General features: G+C 66.5%; 20 protein-coding genes and 1 pseudogene. 10 read left to right on the top strand and 11 right to left on the bottom strand.

The features are described 5' to 3' along the window. The 5 genes from GGC30_RS15530 to GGC30_RS15510 all read left to right on the top strand — a co-directional run. Window positions 1–216: GNAT family N-acetyltransferase (locus tag GGC30_RS15530; protein ID WP_153925949.1), on the top strand; the 216-nt coding region annotated here is incomplete at its 5' end. A 56-nt stretch (window positions 217–272) separates the two neighbouring features. Then, window positions 273–515, top strand: coding sequence for a BolA/IbaG family iron-sulfur metabolism protein (locus GGC30_RS15525; RefSeq protein WP_055806947.1), 243 nt, complete (start codon window positions 273–275; stop codon window positions 513–515). Window positions 516–520: 5 nt separating this feature from the next. Next, window positions 521–1,423 (top strand): aldo/keto reductase, encoded by a 903-nt coding sequence (locus GGC30_RS15520; RefSeq protein WP_153925946.1) that lies wholly within the window; start codon window positions 521–523, stop codon window positions 1,421–1,423. Window positions 1,424–1,514: 91 nt separating this feature from the next. Next, on the top strand, window positions 1,515–1,868 hold the full coding sequence (grxD, locus tag GGC30_RS15515) for a Grx4 family monothiol glutaredoxin (protein WP_017504696.1): 354 nt from the start codon (window positions 1,515–1,517) through the stop codon (window positions 1,866–1,868). Then, complete coding sequence (locus GGC30_RS15510) at window positions 1,868–2,308, top strand: thioesterase family protein (protein ID WP_153925945.1); 441 nt, start codon at window positions 1,868–1,870, stop codon at window positions 2,306–2,308. The genes grxD and GGC30_RS15510 overlap by 1 nt, the downstream gene beginning before the upstream one ends. Here the strand turns inward: GGC30_RS15510 and GGC30_RS15505 are convergent. After that, on the bottom strand, window positions 2,292–2,672 hold the full coding sequence (locus GGC30_RS15505) for a hypothetical protein (RefSeq protein WP_153925943.1): 381 nt from the start codon (window positions 2,670–2,672) through the stop codon (window positions 2,292–2,294). The two genes, GGC30_RS15510 and GGC30_RS15505, sit on opposite strands and share 17 nt — an antisense overlap. A gap of 282 nt (window positions 2,673–2,954) precedes the next feature. On the opposite strand from GGC30_RS15505, the gene GGC30_RS15500 reads away from it, so the two are divergent. After that, window positions 2,955–4,061: an NADH:flavin oxidoreductase/NADH oxidase gene (locus GGC30_RS15500; protein WP_153925941.1), complete on the top strand. Its 1,107-nt coding sequence runs from the start codon at window positions 2,955–2,957 to the stop codon at window positions 4,059–4,061. A gap of 7 nt (window positions 4,062–4,068) precedes the next feature. Here GGC30_RS15500 and GGC30_RS15495 read toward each other — a convergent pair whose 3' ends face one another. The 3 genes from GGC30_RS15495 to rpsD form a co-directional block, all read right to left on the bottom strand. After that, entirely contained in the window at window positions 4,069–6,420 is a 2,352-nt protein-coding gene (locus GGC30_RS15495) for a bifunctional diguanylate cyclase/phosphodiesterase (RefSeq protein WP_153925939.1), read from the bottom strand. A gap of 95 nt (window positions 6,421–6,515) precedes the next feature. After that, entirely contained in the window at window positions 6,516–6,896 is a 381-nt protein-coding gene (locus tag GGC30_RS15490; protein ID WP_153925937.1) for a hypothetical protein, read from the bottom strand. Window positions 6,897–7,069: 173 nt separating this feature from the next. Then, on the bottom strand, window positions 7,070–7,687 hold the full coding sequence (rpsD, locus tag GGC30_RS15485; protein WP_055806141.1) for a 30S ribosomal protein S4: 618 nt from the start codon (window positions 7,685–7,687) through the stop codon (window positions 7,070–7,072). Window positions 7,688–7,937: 250 nt separating this feature from the next. Between rpsD and GGC30_RS15480 the strand changes: the two genes are divergently transcribed. Further along, entirely contained in the window at window positions 7,938–8,159 is a 222-nt protein-coding gene (locus GGC30_RS15480; RefSeq protein WP_153925935.1) for a hypothetical protein, read from the top strand. 11 nt (window positions 8,160–8,170) lie between these two features. On the opposite strand, the gene GGC30_RS15475 is transcribed toward GGC30_RS15480, so the two are convergent. After that, the gene (locus tag GGC30_RS15475) at window positions 8,171–9,109 is read right to left on the bottom strand and encodes an MBL fold metallo-hydrolase (protein WP_153925933.1); all 939 of its coding nucleotides are present in this window, start codon (window positions 9,107–9,109) and stop codon (window positions 8,171–8,173) included. 94 nt (window positions 9,110–9,203) lie between these two features. Beyond that, window positions 9,204–9,815, bottom strand: coding sequence for a superoxide dismutase (locus tag GGC30_RS15470; RefSeq protein WP_137722307.1), 612 nt, complete (start codon window positions 9,813–9,815; stop codon window positions 9,204–9,206). Window positions 9,816–9,964: 149 nt separating this feature from the next. On the opposite strand from GGC30_RS15470, the gene GGC30_RS15465 reads away from it, so the two are divergent. Next, a complete protein-coding gene (locus GGC30_RS15465) occupies window positions 9,965–10,255 on the top strand; it encodes a hypothetical protein (RefSeq protein ID WP_153925931.1) in 291 nt (96 codons plus the stop codon). Window positions 10,256–10,265: 10 nt separating this feature from the next. Here GGC30_RS15465 and GGC30_RS15460 read toward each other — a convergent pair whose 3' ends face one another. From GGC30_RS15460 to GGC30_RS15445, 4 genes are all read right to left on the bottom strand, one after another. After that, entirely contained in the window at window positions 10,266–10,493 is a 228-nt protein-coding gene (locus GGC30_RS15460; RefSeq protein ID WP_153925929.1) for a hypothetical protein, read from the bottom strand. Beyond that, on the bottom strand, window positions 10,490–11,353 hold the full coding sequence (gene fghA / locus GGC30_RS15455) for an S-formylglutathione hydrolase (protein ID WP_370452029.1): 864 nt from the start codon (window positions 11,351–11,353) through the stop codon (window positions 10,490–10,492). Before fghA ends, GGC30_RS15460 begins: the two co-directional genes overlap by 4 nt. Further along, the gene (locus GGC30_RS15450) at window positions 11,354–11,740 is read right to left on the bottom strand and encodes a VOC family protein (RefSeq protein ID WP_153925927.1); all 387 of its coding nucleotides are present in this window, start codon (window positions 11,738–11,740) and stop codon (window positions 11,354–11,356) included. Between the two features lie 61 nt (window positions 11,741–11,801). Further along, complete coding sequence (locus GGC30_RS15445; RefSeq protein WP_153925925.1) at window positions 11,802–12,908, bottom strand: S-(hydroxymethyl)glutathione dehydrogenase/class III alcohol dehydrogenase; 1,107 nt, start codon at window positions 12,906–12,908, stop codon at window positions 11,802–11,804. Window positions 12,909–12,971: 63 nt separating this feature from the next. On the opposite strand from GGC30_RS15445, the gene GGC30_RS15440 reads away from it, so the two are divergent. Next, window positions 12,972–13,682, top strand: coding sequence for an NAD-dependent deacylase (locus tag GGC30_RS15440; protein WP_153925923.1), 711 nt, complete (start codon window positions 12,972–12,974; stop codon window positions 13,680–13,682). Window positions 13,683–13,743: 61 nt separating this feature from the next. Here the strand turns inward: GGC30_RS15440 and GGC30_RS15435 are convergent, their stop codons facing one another. Then, the gene (locus GGC30_RS15435; RefSeq protein ID WP_039244254.1) at window positions 13,744–14,295 is read right to left on the bottom strand and encodes an OmpA family protein; all 552 of its coding nucleotides are present in this window, start codon (window positions 14,293–14,295) and stop codon (window positions 13,744–13,746) included. Window positions 14,296–14,671: 376 nt separating this feature from the next. Here GGC30_RS15435 and GGC30_RS15430 point away from each other — a divergent pair. Next, window positions 14,672–14,985, top strand: a pseudogene (locus tag GGC30_RS15430) (hypothetical protein); the annotation flags it as partial.

Here is a 14,985-nt window from a genome sequence, read left to right as displayed (position 1 = left end):
CCGGGGTTTCAGGGGCGGGGCTATGCGGCCGAGGCCCTGACGGCGGCCCTGGATTGGACCGACCGGAGGCTGGAGGGGCGAACCGTCTGCATGATCTCGCCCGAGAACCTGGCCTCGCTGAAGCTGGCGGCGCGGGTCGGTTATCGTCCCTATGCGCGCGCGACCTACAAGGATCATCCGGTGCAGTTGTTCGAACGGCAGCGCCGCACGCCGTAGGTCGGCATTAAGGATTATCGCGCAAACTGGCGTCCAACGAAGTGTGAGTGCCCGTCATGCCCATGTCCGTGGAAACGCTGCGCCAGCATCTGGTCGAAGCCTTCGCCGACGCCGAGATCGAGATCGAGGATCTGGCGGGCGACGGCGACCACTATCGCGCGCGGATCGTGTCGAGCGCCTTCGCCGGCCTGCCGCGCGTGCGTCAGCACCAGATGGTCTATGCCGCGCTGAAGGGTCAGATGGGCGGAGAACTGCACGCCCTGGCGCTGGAGACCTCCGCGCCGGTCAAGGAGGGCTGAAGGCCATGCGCTATCGCCCCTTCGGCGTCTCCGGCTCCGCCATCTCCAACCTGACGCTGAGTTTCGGCGCCGATGTGCTGAAGCGCGGGCGCGAGGCCGGGCTGGACCTGCTGTATTCGGCGCTGGAGGCCGGGGTGAACAGCTATCGGCTGGAGACCGCCGACCCGGTGGCGGCCGAGGTGCTGGGCGAGGCGCTGTCGCATGTGGATCGCAAGCTGGTCTATGTCAGCCTGACCCTGGGCGCCGGCGACGGTCGCGACCAGCAGCGCGACTTTTCGGCCCAGGGGATGACGGCGGCCATTGATCGGGTGCTGCACTTCTCGGGCCTGGGATGGATCGATGTGGCGGTGCTGCACGAGCCGGGCGAGACCGAACTGGCGCAATCGTCGCTCAGCGCGCTGAAGGCCATGCGCGCCACCGGACGGATCAAGCTTTTGGGCATCGCCGGCGGCGGCGACGTGATGGACGCCTATGTCTCGACCGGGGCGTTCGACGCCCTGCTGACGCCATTCGACATCAACGCCGACTGGAAGATCCGCAATCGCATCCGTTCGGCGCGCGAGCAGGACATGGCGGTCTTCGCCTATGACTTCTACGCCGACCGGCGCGCGCGGGCGCCCGATGCCCCGATCTTCAAAAAGGGTCTGTTCGGCTTCGGCAAGGAAAAGCGTCCCGTCGATACGCCCAAGAAGGACGCCTTCGGCTTCCTGTACCGCACCCATAACTGGACGGCCGAGGCGATCTGCCTGTCCTACGTGCTGACCGACCCGTCGGTCTCCAGCGTGATCGTCAATCCGACCGACACCGATCGGTTGGCGACACTGGCCGCTGCGCCCGAGCGGGACATGCCGCCGGGCCTGGCCGCGCAGATCGAGATGGCGCGCGTCGTGGCCAATCAGGCGGCCTGACCGGCCTAAGCGGTTGTGCAGAACGTCGCGGACGCCTTGACCGCGACCGTGCGGCTCCCTAGCTGACGGGCTTCACGAAAGGCCCGTATCCGTGACCGACACCGCCCAAGCCGCCGATCCCGTCCACGCCTTCATCGGCGAAACCGTCGCCCAGAATGATGTGGTTCTGTTCATGAAGGGCACGCCGGACCAGCCGCGCTGCGGCTTCTCCTCCCTGGCGGTGCAGATCCTGGATCATGTCGGCGCCGGCTTCGTGGGCGTGGACGTGCTGCAGGACGAAGCCCTGCGCGAAGGCATCAAGAGCTTCACCGACTGGCCCACCATTCCGCAGCTCTATGTGAAGGGCGAGTTCGTGGGCGGATCGGACATTATCCGCGAGATGTTCCAGGCCGGCGAACTTCAGGCCCTGATGGTCGAGAAGGGCGTGCCGCTCGGCGAGGCCTGATGGCCAGGAAGACCCTCACGCCGCGCGAGGACCGCGAGGTCTTCGTCGTGCCGCTGGACGTGCGGCCCGAGCACATCGACGCCAACGGCCACGTCAACAACGTCGTCTATGTCGGCTGGCTGCAGGACGCGGGCACGGCCCACTGGAACGCGCGCTTCGACGAGGCGACGCGGGCGAAATGGTCGTGGGTCGCGACCCGGCATGAGATCGACTATCTGCGCGGCATCGCGCCGGGCGCCGAGGGCGTGGTCGCACGCACCTGGGTCGGCGATCCGCAGGGACCGCGCTTCACACGCTATGTCCGCATCGAGGACGCCCAGGGTCGCGTCTGCGCCCAAGGCGTCACCGAATGGGTGCTGGTGGACGCTGCGACCCTGAGGCCGCAGCGCATTCCGCCAGACATGCTGGTCGTGTTCGAGACGCCTACTTCAGCGGATTGAGGATGCGGGCCGCCGTGCCGGGCTCCAGGCCCAGGTCGGCATAGGTCCAGCGCAGCTCGACGCCGTCCGGGACCAGGGCCTTGCACAGGTCCTGTTTGGTGCGACGAAGCGTGATCTCAACCGGCGAGCCGTCCGATACCGACACTTCGAAATCCGACGCCTGGGTGCAGCCGTTGGAATCGACGCGCGCGACCAGGGCGCCGTCGGCGAACCGGGCTTCGCGGATGGCCTCGGCCGGCGGAGCGTCGTCGCGGCGCAGGTTCACCGAGACGTTTTCGCCCGCGTCGCTGTCATAGATGACGCAGGCCGACAGCAGCGGCGCGACCAGGGCCGCGACCGCCAGACCTTTGACAAGGCTGCGCATCACTGGCCCGAGGCCGGCGCGGTGATGACGCGCGTGGTCGGCTTTTCGGTCGAGACGATGATGCAGCCCGACAGCAGCGGGGCGGCGATGGCGATGGCGAGAGCGAGACGAAGCATTGGTGTGTTCCCCAGTTGAAGCTTGACCCTTTTGTGCCGCGCGGGCCGGGCGTGCACACGTGAATAATCGGAAAGCTGGGTGAACAATCGGAAAGGATCGGGGTTGAACGTGACCGCAACCGCCATAGCTACAGTCCCCCCTCTCCTGCCCCACGGATCGTCCTTCATGAGCCAGCTGTTCTCACCCCGCGCCGTCGGCCCCCTGACGCTGAAGAACCGCGTGGCCATCGCCCCGATGTGCCAGTACTCGGCCGTCGACGGCGTGCCGCAGCCCTGGCACGTGCAGCATCTGGGACGACTGGCGATCTCCGGCGCGGGACTGGTCATCGTCGAGGCGACGGGGGTCGAGGCGGCGGGACGGATCACGCCGGACGACACCGGCCTGTGGAACGACGCCCAGGAAGAGGCCTTCGCCCGGATCATCCGCGACATCCGCACCTACAGCGACACACCCATCGGCATCCAACTGGCCCACGCCGGACGCAAGGCCTCGACCAGCGCGCCGTGGAAGGGCGGCGGTGCCCTGAAGGCCGAAGACGGCGCGTGGGAAACCTTCAGCGCCTCGGCCGAACCGTTCAAGGATGACTGGCACACGCCGACCGCCATGACCCCGGCCGACATGGACCGCGTGGTCGCTACGTTCGAAGACGCCGCGCGGCGGGCGGATCGGGCCGGGTTCGACCTGGTCGAACTGCACGCCGCCCACGGCTATCTGCTGACCCAGTTCCTGTCGCCGGCATCCAACCACCGCACAGACGACTTCGGCGGATCGTACGAGAACCGGGCGCGCTTCCCGCTGCGGGTCGCCCAGGCCCTGCGCGACGCCTGGCCCCGGACCAAGGCGTTGGGCGTGCGCTTCAACGGCTCGGACTGGGTCGAGGGCGGCATCGCCCTGGACGAGGTGACGGCCTTTGGTCAGGCGCTGCACGACATGGGCTATGACTATCTGCACCTGACGTCGGGCGGGAACGTCGCCCAAGCGAAGATTCCGGGCGGTGAGCCGGGCTATCAGTTGCGGTTCGCCCAGGCCGTGAAGGCGGCGACGCCTGAGGCCAATGTGATGGCCGTCGGCATGATCTTCGATCCCGAGCAGGCCGAGGAGATCGTCCGTTCGGGTCAGGCCGACTTCATCGCCATCGCACGCGCGGCGCTGGACGATCCGCACTGGGCGCACCATGCTGCCGTCGCCCTGGGAGAGGAGGAAGGCCTGCCGCCGCAATACGAGCGGGCCGGCAAGGGGGTTTGGCCGGGATACGGCAAGGCCGCCACCTAAGGCCTGATCAGGCGGCCTTTTCCATCGACGGATCGACGGCCCACAGAACGCGTGCGGCGGCTTGAACCTCGGCGTCGGCCGTCTTTTGCGGGCGGCCGAGCAGATAGCCCTGAACCTCGTCACAGCCCTGGTCGCGCAGGAAGGCCAACTGCTCCAGCGTCTCAACGCCCTCGGCCAGGACGGGGATGTGCAGGCTCTCGCCCAGGGCCAGGACGGCGCGAATGATGGCGGCCGACTGAGGTCCGCCGTCCAGTTCGGACATGAAGGAGCGATCCAGCTTGATCTTGTCGAACGGGAAGGCGCGCAGGGTCGACAGCGACGAATAGCCGGTGCCGAAGTCGTCCATGGCGATGGAGACGCCCAGCAGCTTCAGCTGACGCAGGACGTGGGTCGTGCGCTCCATGTCGGTGATCATGGCCGTCTCGGTGATCTCCAGCTCCAGCCGCGACGGCGACAGGCCAGTCTCGACCAAGACCTGATGCACCAGGCGCGGCAGGTCGACGTGACCCAGCTGCACCGGCGACAGGTTGACGGCGATCTTGTGCGGTTCGGTCCAGCTGGCGGCCTCGGCGCAGGCGGTGCGCAGCACCCACTCGCCGATCGGCAGGATCAGGCCGTTCTCTTCGGCCAGAGGAATGAAATCGGCCGGCGAGATGAAGGTCCCGTCCGGCTGGATCCAGCGCAGCAGCACCTCATAGCCGGTGATGTCGCCGGTATCGACGGCGGCCTGCAGCTGCCAGTTCAGGCTGAACTGGCCCTGATCCAGGGCCTCGCGCATCTGCTGGGCCATGCGACGGCGATTGCGCACCGCCTCGTCCATCTCTTCTTCGTAGAAGCAGACGTCGGTCCCCAGCGAGGCCTTGGCCCGGTACATGGCCAGGTCCGCGTCATTGATCAGGGCGGACGGGTCGTGGGCGTCGTCGGGCCAGATCGCGATGCCGGTGCTGAGGCCGCAGGCGACCTCGGCATGGTCCAGCACGACCGGGGCGGTGACGGCGTCGCGCAGGCGCGCGACCAGATCCAGGGCATCGTCCTTGTGCTGGATCGGCACGACGGCGACAAACTCGTCCCCGCCCAGACGGGCGATGAACTCGTCGTGGCGCAGGCAGGCGCGCATCCGTTCGGCGATCTGGATCAGCAGCTGGTCGCCGGCGGCATGGCCGTGAACGTCGTTGACCTCCTTGAACCGGTCCAGGTCCATGGCCAAGAGGGCCACCTTGTTCGGAACGGTCAGGTCGGCGGTCTGGCGCGTCAGCCATTCCAGGAAGGACGAACGGTTGGGCAGGCCGGTCAGGCCGTCGTTGCGCGCCAGATGGGCGATGCGACGCTCCTGCGCCTGACGCATGCGCAGATCGCGCACGGCGTAGATCAGGATATGGTCGCGGCCGCAGTCGCGGCGCACGGCGATCTCGACGGGGATGTCCGCCCCGCCTTCGGCGACAAGTTTGGACTGGCTCAGGCCGTTGACCGCCAGATCGGCGACGCCGGCGATCCAGCGCGACAGCGGTTCGCCGATCAGGGCGTGGTGGGGGACGGCCGCCAAATCCGCGAAGGCGGCGTTGGCGGCCAGGATGACGCCGTCCTGTTCGACCACCATGCCATCGACGCTGCCCTCGATCAGGTGATCCAGGCGCGCCTTGGCCTGAAGCCGGGACTGGACGTCCAGGGCGTGGCTGGCGACGCCGGTGCCCAGCATCATCAATCCGACGGCGGAGACGGCGAAGGCCAGGACCAGATTGGTCGATCCGACAGCGCCCATATCGACCAGCGCGCCGACCGGCACGATCGTCATGGCGGCCATGCCGGTGAAGTGCAGGGCCACGATGCCCAGGACCATCAGCACCACAGGGACGACCTTGCCGGACTGCCGGGCGCGATTGAACGCCAGGGCGCCCAAGACGACCGCCCCCGCCACGGAGGCGGCGACATAGGCGGCCGACCAGTGGATGACGGCGTCGGTCGCAAAGGCCGCCATGCCGGTATAGTGCATGGCCACCACGGTCAGGCCGAACAGCACGCCGCCGATCTCGGCCGAGGCCGGCATCCGGCGCGAGGCCACCCAGAGCGCCAGCGCGCTGCCGGCGATGGCGACGCCCAGGGACAGGCCGGTCAGCACGGGGCCATAGGTGATGGTGACGCCGGGCTCATAGGCGATCATCGCCACGAAATGGGTGCACCAGATCGTCGCCCCGGTCGCCACCGCGCCCATGAAGGCCCAGGCCAGACGCGTGCCCTTTTCGGCGGCGCGCAGGCGGCGATACAGGCGGAAGGTGATGATCGAACCGATCAGGCACAGGCCGGCGGCCAACGCGACGAGCCAGAGATTATGGTCGTCGGTCAGGCAGGTGAAGAAGCGCATGAAGCTACAGACCTTGGGGGGACGGTCTGTCGTCGTAACGGACGTTGCTTAATCAGACGCGCTCGAACAGGCTTAACGAAACGCTACAGCCGTTTTCAGGAGCGGGGCATCTGATAGGGGTTGTTGACGCTGACGGGCGAGCCAGGCGTCAGGCCCAGTTCCTCGAACGACCACTTCAGCTCGACGCCCTGGACCAGGTCCTGCTTGCACTTGTCCTCGTCGATGCGGCGCAGGGTGATGACGGCGCTGCCGCCCTGCAGGCTGACGATCGGGATCAGGTCTTCCTTGGCCGTGCAACCGTTCGAACTGACCCAGAAGACGGCCTGGTCCTTGGTGAAGGCGGCGGCGTGGATCGGCTCCAGCGCGCCGGGCATGCCCGCGGTGGAGACGGTGGGCTCGCCGCGGCTGGCGCAGGCGGCCAGGCCCGCCGATACGGCGGCGATCAAAGCCAAGCGTTTCATGATGGAGTCGCGCAACTGACGACCTCCCCTGCCTCAAAGCCTGAACCGGCCGAGAATGCGCCTGTTCGCCCTTGGAGGGAACAGGATAAAAACGAAAGGCCCCGGACGAATCCGAGGCCCTCCAAACTCAAATCCAGAAGCGGCTCAAGTAGGCCGAAGGCCGATAGCCGCTCTGAAGAAAACTCCGCTTACGAAGCGTAGTATTCGACGACCAGGTTCGGTTCCATCTTCACGGCGTACGGCACGTCCGACAGTTCCGGCACGCGGACGTAGCGAACCGAGAACGAGCGGTCCGACAGTTCCAGGTAATCCGGCACGTCGCGTTCTGACGACTGCTGGGCTTCGAGCACCAGAGCCATGTTGCGCGACTTTTCCTTCACGGTGACGACGTCTTCCGGCTTCACGCGGTAGGAGGCGATGTCGACCTTCTTGCCGTTGACCAGGACGTGGCCGTGGCTGACGAACTGGCGGGCGGCCCAGACGGTCGGGACGAACTTGGCGCGGTAGACGACGGCGTCCAAGCGCGATTCCAGCAGACCGATCAGGTTTTCCGAGGTGTTGCCCTTGCGACGCGCAGCCTCGTCATAGGTCTTGGCGAACTGCTTCTCGGTGATGTTGCCGTAGTAGCCCTTCAGCTTCTGCTTGGCCTTCAGTTGCAGACCGAAGTCCGACACCTTGGACTTGCGACGCTGGCCGTGCTGGCCGGGACCGTAAGAACGCTTGTTGACCGGCGACTTGGCGCGGCCCCACAGGTTCTCACCCATGGCCCGGTCGATCTTGTACTTGGCGCTGTGGCGCTTGGACATTCTATTCTCTTTTCGACGATACGGCCCGGCATCCCCTGGATTGGGAATGCGATCTCAACGGCGGTCCACGCATCTTCCGTCATTCATCCCGGCCCCGCCGAAGCCGACCCGTGGAAGGCGGCGCTTATGGCCAGCGGGGGCGGCGGAGTCAAGCACGGCGGGCCGTTAAGCACGATGGAATGGAACGATCCCGTCGCCCCACCCTTCCCTTGACGCAACCGAACCACGCATGAGGACAAGGAGGAGTGGAATGCAGACCGAACCCAACAGCTTTCAGACCGGCCTGTCCGACAAGGCCATGCAAACGCTGAAGACGCAGCTGGTCGATCTGGTCGAGCCTTTGAGCGATCATCAACTGCTCGATCTCGCCGACGGCATCCACGAGATGCTGCGCCAGCGTCGCATGGTTCGCCAGCACCATGCCGAGCGCATGAACGAGCGCACCCGGCACGGCGTGGATCTTCGCATCTAGTCCTTCGCGGCCTAATCCTTCGCGGACTGGGCTTCGGAGATGAACATCGCCCGGCCTTCGCGGGTCGCGACCTTGCCCAGGCCCGGGAATGGGAAGTGATAGGCGTAGATGTGGGCGCCGGAGTTGCGCAGCGCCGTCACCTCGTTCAGCCGCGCCTTCAGGCCTGCCGCCTGATCGTCGTCATAGCCGACATTCCAGTCCGGATGTTCGACCGACAGGATCCAGTGATGCATCAGGTCGCCGGTGTAGAGCAGCTGGTTCTGGCCGTCGGCGATCAGATAGGCGACGTGGCCCGGCGTATGGCCGGCCGTGTCCTGGGATTGGACGCCCGGCGCGACCTCGCCGCCCGGCTCGAAGGCCTGGACCTTGGGCATGATGATCCGCACCAGATCGGCCAGTTCGGGATTGGCGCGGATGGACGCCCATTCCGCCTGCGACATCCGGATCGCCGCATTGGGGAAGGCCAGGCCGCCGTTGCGGATCAGGCCGCCGACATGGTCAGGGTGGCCGTGCGAGATCAGCACGTCGGTAATCGAGGCCGGATCGACGCCCGCCTTTTGCAAGCTGTCCATCAACTGGCCCTTGCCCTCGCCCAGGCCCGTGTCGAACAGCATCGTGCGGGCGCCGTTCCTGACCAGAAGCGGATGGATTTCCAGCATGATCGGATCGGCTGGCTGTCCGGCGGCGGTGAGCGGCGCGGCGACCGCCTGCGGCGTCAGGCCGACGCCGAAGGTCTGGTTGTCGTTCTTGACCGGGTTCTCGCCGTCGAACAGGGCGATGGCGTCCAGCGCGCCGATCTTGAAGCGATAGACCGGCTTCTCGGCTGGCGCGGCGACGGTCTGGGTGGGATTGGGCGGCGCGGGATCGCCGGGCTTCTGTGCGTTTGCGTTGGGGTTACAGGCCGCCAACATCAGGGCCGCGAAAGCAGCCCCCGTCATCATCATCCGCATCGCTTCGATCTCCGTTTGCGATGACGCAATCGAAAACGCCCGCCGGAGGTTCCGGCGGGCGTCGTCATCTCTCGATCGCTGGGCTGTACCGGCCTTATTTGGCGGCGGCGTAGAGTTCGTTGACCTTGTTCCAGTTCACCACCGTCCAGAACGACTTCAGATAGTCGGCGCGGCGGTTCTGGTATTTCAGATAATAGGCGTGCTCCCAGACGTCGGCGCCCAGGATGACCTCGCCGCGCTCGTCCACGACGTCCATCAGCGGATTGTCCTGGTTCGGGGTCGAGGTGATCTTCAGCTTGCCGTTCTGCACGATCAGCCAGGCCCAGCCCGAACCGAACTGCGCGGCGCCGGCGGCGTTGAAGTCTTCCTTGAACTTGTCCATGCCGCCCAGATCGGCGTCGATGGCGGCCTTCAGCTCGGCCGAGGGCTCACCCGCCTGATCGGCCGGGGCCAGCAGTTCCCAGAACAGGCTGTGGTTCCAGTGGCCGCCGCCGTTGTTGCGCACGGCCTTGGGCGCGGTGGAGATGCTGGTGAAGATTTCCTCCAGCGACTTGCCCTGCAGGCTCTCATCGGCGTCGACGGCCTTGTTCAGGTTGTCGACATAGGTCTGATGGTGCTTGTCGTGGTGGAAGGTCATCGTCTCCTTGTCGATGGCCGGCTCCAGCGCGTCATAGGCGTAGGGCAGCGGGGGCAGGGTGAAGGCCATGTCAGTCTCCTGAAGACGGGTTTATTCCTGAACCCCATTTAGGGGCTATGGCGTCTGACCCAAGCGATTTCATCGCGTTTTTGTTCAGCTTGGCCATTTGCATTGGCCCATAACGCGCGCGATTGTCTACCCGTCAATCGGAGGCTGTCATGTCGCGTATCGGTTTTATCGCCCTGCTGGCGCTGGCCATTTCAGGAAGCGGTTGCGCTGGTTTCAAGGCGCTGGACAAGGCGGCGGCGGATATGGCGAGTCAAACGCCGACCTGCACCCAAGACCCCGCAATCGGCGCGGACAGGTATGGCGGTAAGACCTGCCGCGTCAGTCATACTGTTTGGTCTTCGACGACGACGACCGTCGAGGAGACTGGCAAGGCGCCTGTCACCATCCGCATCGTCACGACGCCCTCGGGAACCACGACCGAGATTGTTCCGACGCCCTGACAAGATCAGGTTAGGCGGCTGGCAAGTTCGCCTTCAGGCAATCGCGAACGGCCCGCTTCACATCGCCCGGCGCATTGGGTTCATCCACGCCCTCGGCCGCGAAGACGGCGCGCACGGCGGCGTCCAGCCCCTTGGGGAGGGCCTCGATCACCCGCTTCTGCCCCTTGGCGTGCAGGCAATAGCCCACCTCGCGGCACAAGGCGGAAAACATGGGTTCGTAGGGATCGGGAGCGCTCATAGCGGCCGCTTAGCACCGATGACGGCTCGGGTCTTCAAGCGTTCGGCGTGGAAGGTGATGTGGTCGGCGATGAAGCTGGCCATGAAGAAGTAGGAGTGGTCGTAGCCGGGCTGCATCCGCAGCGTGATTGTCTGGCCGGCGGCGTCGGCGGCGGCTTTGAGAAGTTCCGGCTTCAGCTGGTCGGTCAGGAAGCTGTCGGCGTCACCCTGGTCGATCAGGATGTCATCGAAGACGCCTTTCGCCGCGCCGGCTGCTATGCGCTTGGCGGCGTCGTGGCGGTCCCACGTCGCACGGTCGTCGCCCAGATAGGCGGTGAAGGCCTTTTCGCCCCAGGCGCACCGGGTGGGCGAGCAGATCGGCGCGAAGGCGGAGACCGAACGGAACAGGTCGGGGTGGTTCAACGCCAAGGTCAGGGCCCCGTGGCCGCCCATCGAATGGCCGCTGATCGAGCGGACGCCCGTGGTCGCGAACTCGGCGTCGATCAGGGCGATCAGTTCCTCGGTGACATAGGTCTCCATGCGGAAATGCGGCGCCCAGGGCGCCTGCGTCGCATCCAGATAGAAGCCCGCGCCCTGACCCAGGTCATAGGCGGGATCGTCGGCGACGCCTTCACCGCGCGGGCTGGTGTCGGGCGCCACGATTATGACGCCGTGTTCGGCGGCGGCCTGGTAGGCTCCCGCCTTGGTGGTGAAATTATCCTCGGTGCAGGTCAGGCCCGACAACCAGATCAGCACCGGGAAAGGCCCCTCCCCGCCCGGAACGAAGACCGACAGCGTCATCGGCGTGCCGGTCGCCGTGCTGTCGTGCTTCAGATAGCGCAAGGTTCCGCCGTGGACGGCGTGGGTCTTGGTGGTTTCCACTCAGTCGGTCTTTCGATGCATGGCGCAGATCTTGTTACCCGAAGGGTCGCGCAGATAGGCTAGGATCATGGGGCCGAAGGGGCCCTTGCGTTCGCCGGGCGGATCCTCGATGGCGCGACCGCCGGCCGCGACGCCTGCGTCATGGAAGGCCTGGACCATCTCGGCCGTCTTGGCGTGAAAGCCGATGGTGCCGCCGTTGGCGTGGCAGGCCGGCTCGCCGTCAATCGGCGCGCCGATCGCAAAGGCGCCCATGCGGGTGCGCCACCAGTAGCGGCCCTTGAGGTCCGGCCCCTGGCCCGGCTCGACGCCAAGCGCGCCTAGCGCGGCGTCGTAGAATTGGCGCGACGCCTCGATGTCGTTGGCGCCGACGGTGACGTGGGTGAACATGGTCAGACCTCCCTCCTTCAGTCCGTTTTCTTAAACAACGAACCCAGCAGCGCGCAAGGCGTCAGAACACCACGACCGAGCGGATGCTCTTGCCCTCGTGCATCAGGTCGAAGGCCTTGTTGATGTCGTCCAGGGCGAAGGTGTGGGTGATCATCGGGTCGATCTCGATCTTGCCGTCCATGTACCAGTCGACGATCTTGGGCGTGTCGGTGCGGCCGCGCGCACCGCCGAAGGCCGAACCGCGCCAGACACGGCCGGTCACCAGCTGGAACGGGCGGGTGGCGATCTCCTTGCCGGATTCGGCGACGCCGATGACGACGCTCTCGCCCCAGCCGCGGTGGCAGGCCTCAAGCGCCTGGCGCATGACGACGGTGTTGCCGGTGCAGTCGAAGGTGTAGTCCGCGCCGCCGTCGGTCAGCTGGACCAGATGGGCGACCACGTCGGAAACTTCCTTGGGATTGACGAAATGGGTCATGCCGAAGCGGCGGCCCCATTCTTCCTTGTCGCCGTTGATGTCCACGCCGACGATCATGTCGGCGCCGACCATCTTCAGCCCCTGGATGACGTTCAGGCCGATGCCGCCCAGGCCGAAGACGACGCAGTTGGCGCCGGGCTCGACCTTGGCCGTGTTGACCACGGCGCCGACGCCGGTGGTCACGCCGCAGCCGACGTAGCAGGCCTTGTCGAAGGGCGCGTCCTTGCGGATCTTGGCCACCGCGATCTCGGGCAGGACGGTGAAGTTCGAGAAGGTCGAGCAGCCCATATAGTGGGCGATCGCCTGCCCCTTGTAGCTGAAGCGGCTGGTGCCGTCGGGCATGACGCCCTTGCCCTGGGTGCCGCGAATGGCGGTGCACAGGTTGGTCTTGCGCGACAGGCACGACTTACACTGGCGGCATTCCGGCGTGTACAGCGGGATGACGTGATCGCCGACCGCGACCGAGGTCACGCCCGGCCCCACCTCGACCACCACGCCTGCGCCCTCGTGCCCCAGGATCGAGGGAAAGACGCCCTCGGAATCCAGGCCGTCCAGCGTATAGGCGTCGGTATGGCAGATGCCGGTGGCCTTGATCTCGATCAGCACCTCGCCGGCGCGCGGCCCCTCCAGATCGACCTCGACGATCTCCAACGGACGTTTGGCCTCGAAAGCGACGGCGGCGCGGGTTTTCATGGCGGGGGCTCCTGAACGATTCCCTCCTCTTCTAGGGCAGGCGCAGGATGGTATGAAGCCGTCATGTCACACACAAACCTCGTCGTCCTGACCGGAGCCGGCATATCGGCCGAAAGCGGCGTGCCGACCTTTCGGGCGTCGGACGGGCTGTGGTGCGGGCATCGGGTGGAGGACGTGGCGACGCCGGAGGGTTATGCGGCCGATCCGGCGCTGGTGCAGGACTTCTACAACCAGCGGCGGCGGCAGTTGGCCGAGGTCCAGCCTAATACGGCGCACCGGGCGCTGGCGGCGTTGGCGGCGCGGTGGCGGGGCGACTTCCTGCTGGTGACGCAGAACGTCGATGATTTGCACGACCGAGCGCATGAAGAGACGCCGCCGGCCGCCGGGTTCGAGCTGATCCATATGCACGGCGAACTGCTGAAAGGCCGCTGCACCCGGTCGGGCGTGGTGATGGGCTGGGCCGGAGACATGGCGGCGGATCAGGCCTCGCCGCATCACCCCGAGGGCGTCATGCGGCCGCACATCGTCTGGTTCGGGGAGATGCCGCTTCAAATGGAGCGGATCGAGCGGGCGCTGGAGGCCTGCGACCTGTTCGTGTCCATCGGCACGTCTGGCGCGGTCTATCCGGCGGCGGGGTTCGTGCAGGCGGCGCGGTATGCCGGAGCGCGGACGGTGGAGATCAATCTGGAGCCGACGTCGGGGGCGCGCCTGTTTGACGAAGGCGTTTACGGGCCGGCGACGCAGGCCGTGCCGGCCTTCTTCGACACGCTGTAGAGACGAAAACGGCGGCCGCTGCGAAGGCGGCCGCCGTTCCGGTGTTCGAGGTCGAGGCGGCTTAGGCCAGGACGACGATGGTCACGCGGCGGTTCTGCGAACGGCCCTCGGGCGTGTCGTTCGAGGCCACCGGCTGTTCCTGGCCATAGGAGATGGTGGCCATGCGGTTCAGGGCGACGCCCTGGCGGTTCAGGAAGCGACGCACGGCCTCGGCGCGTTGCTCGCCCAGCTGGTCGTTATGCTCGGGCGTGCCGGTCGAGTCGGTGTAGCCCTGGATTTCCAGATAGACGTTCTTGTTCTCGCCCTGCAGACGCTGGGCGAACTGGGCCAGGCGCTGCTCGGCCTCGGGCGACAGGGCCGCCGCGTCGGTGGGGAATTTCACGGAATCGTCCGACAGCACGACCTGATAGAGGAACTTGCCCTCCGCCAGCTTGTGCGCGTCGTTGGCGCGTTGCAGGGCCTGGCCTGCGGTGCCTTCGACGGTGGTCACGCGGTTGTCGACGACTTCGACCTGATCACGCACGAAACGATGGCTGGCGCAGCCGCTGGCCGCAAAGCCGAGGGCGATGAGGGCGCCGCCGACGACCGCCGTCCTGAGTTTCGATCTGCTCAAGTTCTGTCTCCTTCTTGCCGGGAGCGCCACACCCAGTTCATGCGCAAGATGAAAATGGCGTATGAGACAAGGCGGAGTAATGACGCGCTTTGGGCGGCATCATGTCAGCTTGACCATAAGAAGATCGAATATTCGCGTTATTCTTGCACGAGGATGGAACCATCGCCTCAGTGCAGACGTTGCGCCGCCGACGGCCGATGCCGGAGGGCGGACACGCTCATCTATTACCGCTCTGCGCCGTCGCGCGGTTGTATTCACGACGACGCCACTTTCCTGACGCGACCGAATGTTTTCAACGGGGCTTGGCGGTTTTTTACAGGCGTTTTGTCCCCATGACCATGCGGCGGCGTGTTCAACTCCCATCACGGATCGGCGATTGAGCGCGGCGCGCACACGGCGCTGGGCGCTGGCGGCGACGCCGATCCTGGCCGCGCATCTGGGGCTGGCGCTGCTGATGCACGGCCAGGCGGAGCCGATCGTCGAGGCGCCGCAGACGCCGCCGATGATGGTCGAACTGGTCGAGCCGCCCCCGCCGCCTCCGCCGCCGCCCGCGCGTGTGATCGCGCCCGATCCCTCGCCAAAGCCCGACGCGCCGGCCGCCGCCGCCCAGGCGGCCGCGCCGCCCAAGCCCGCGCCCCAGCGGCGACCGCCGGCCGTGGCGGCGGTCGCCGCTGGGGCGCGGGCTTGGGC

The sequence above is a fragment of the Brevundimonas sp. SPF441 genome (assembly GCF_009661015.1).
GTDB classification, from domain to species: domain Bacteria; phylum Pseudomonadota; class Alphaproteobacteria; order Caulobacterales; family Caulobacteraceae; genus Brevundimonas; species Brevundimonas vesicularis.
This window is presented reverse-complemented; position numbering and strand designations above follow the sequence as displayed.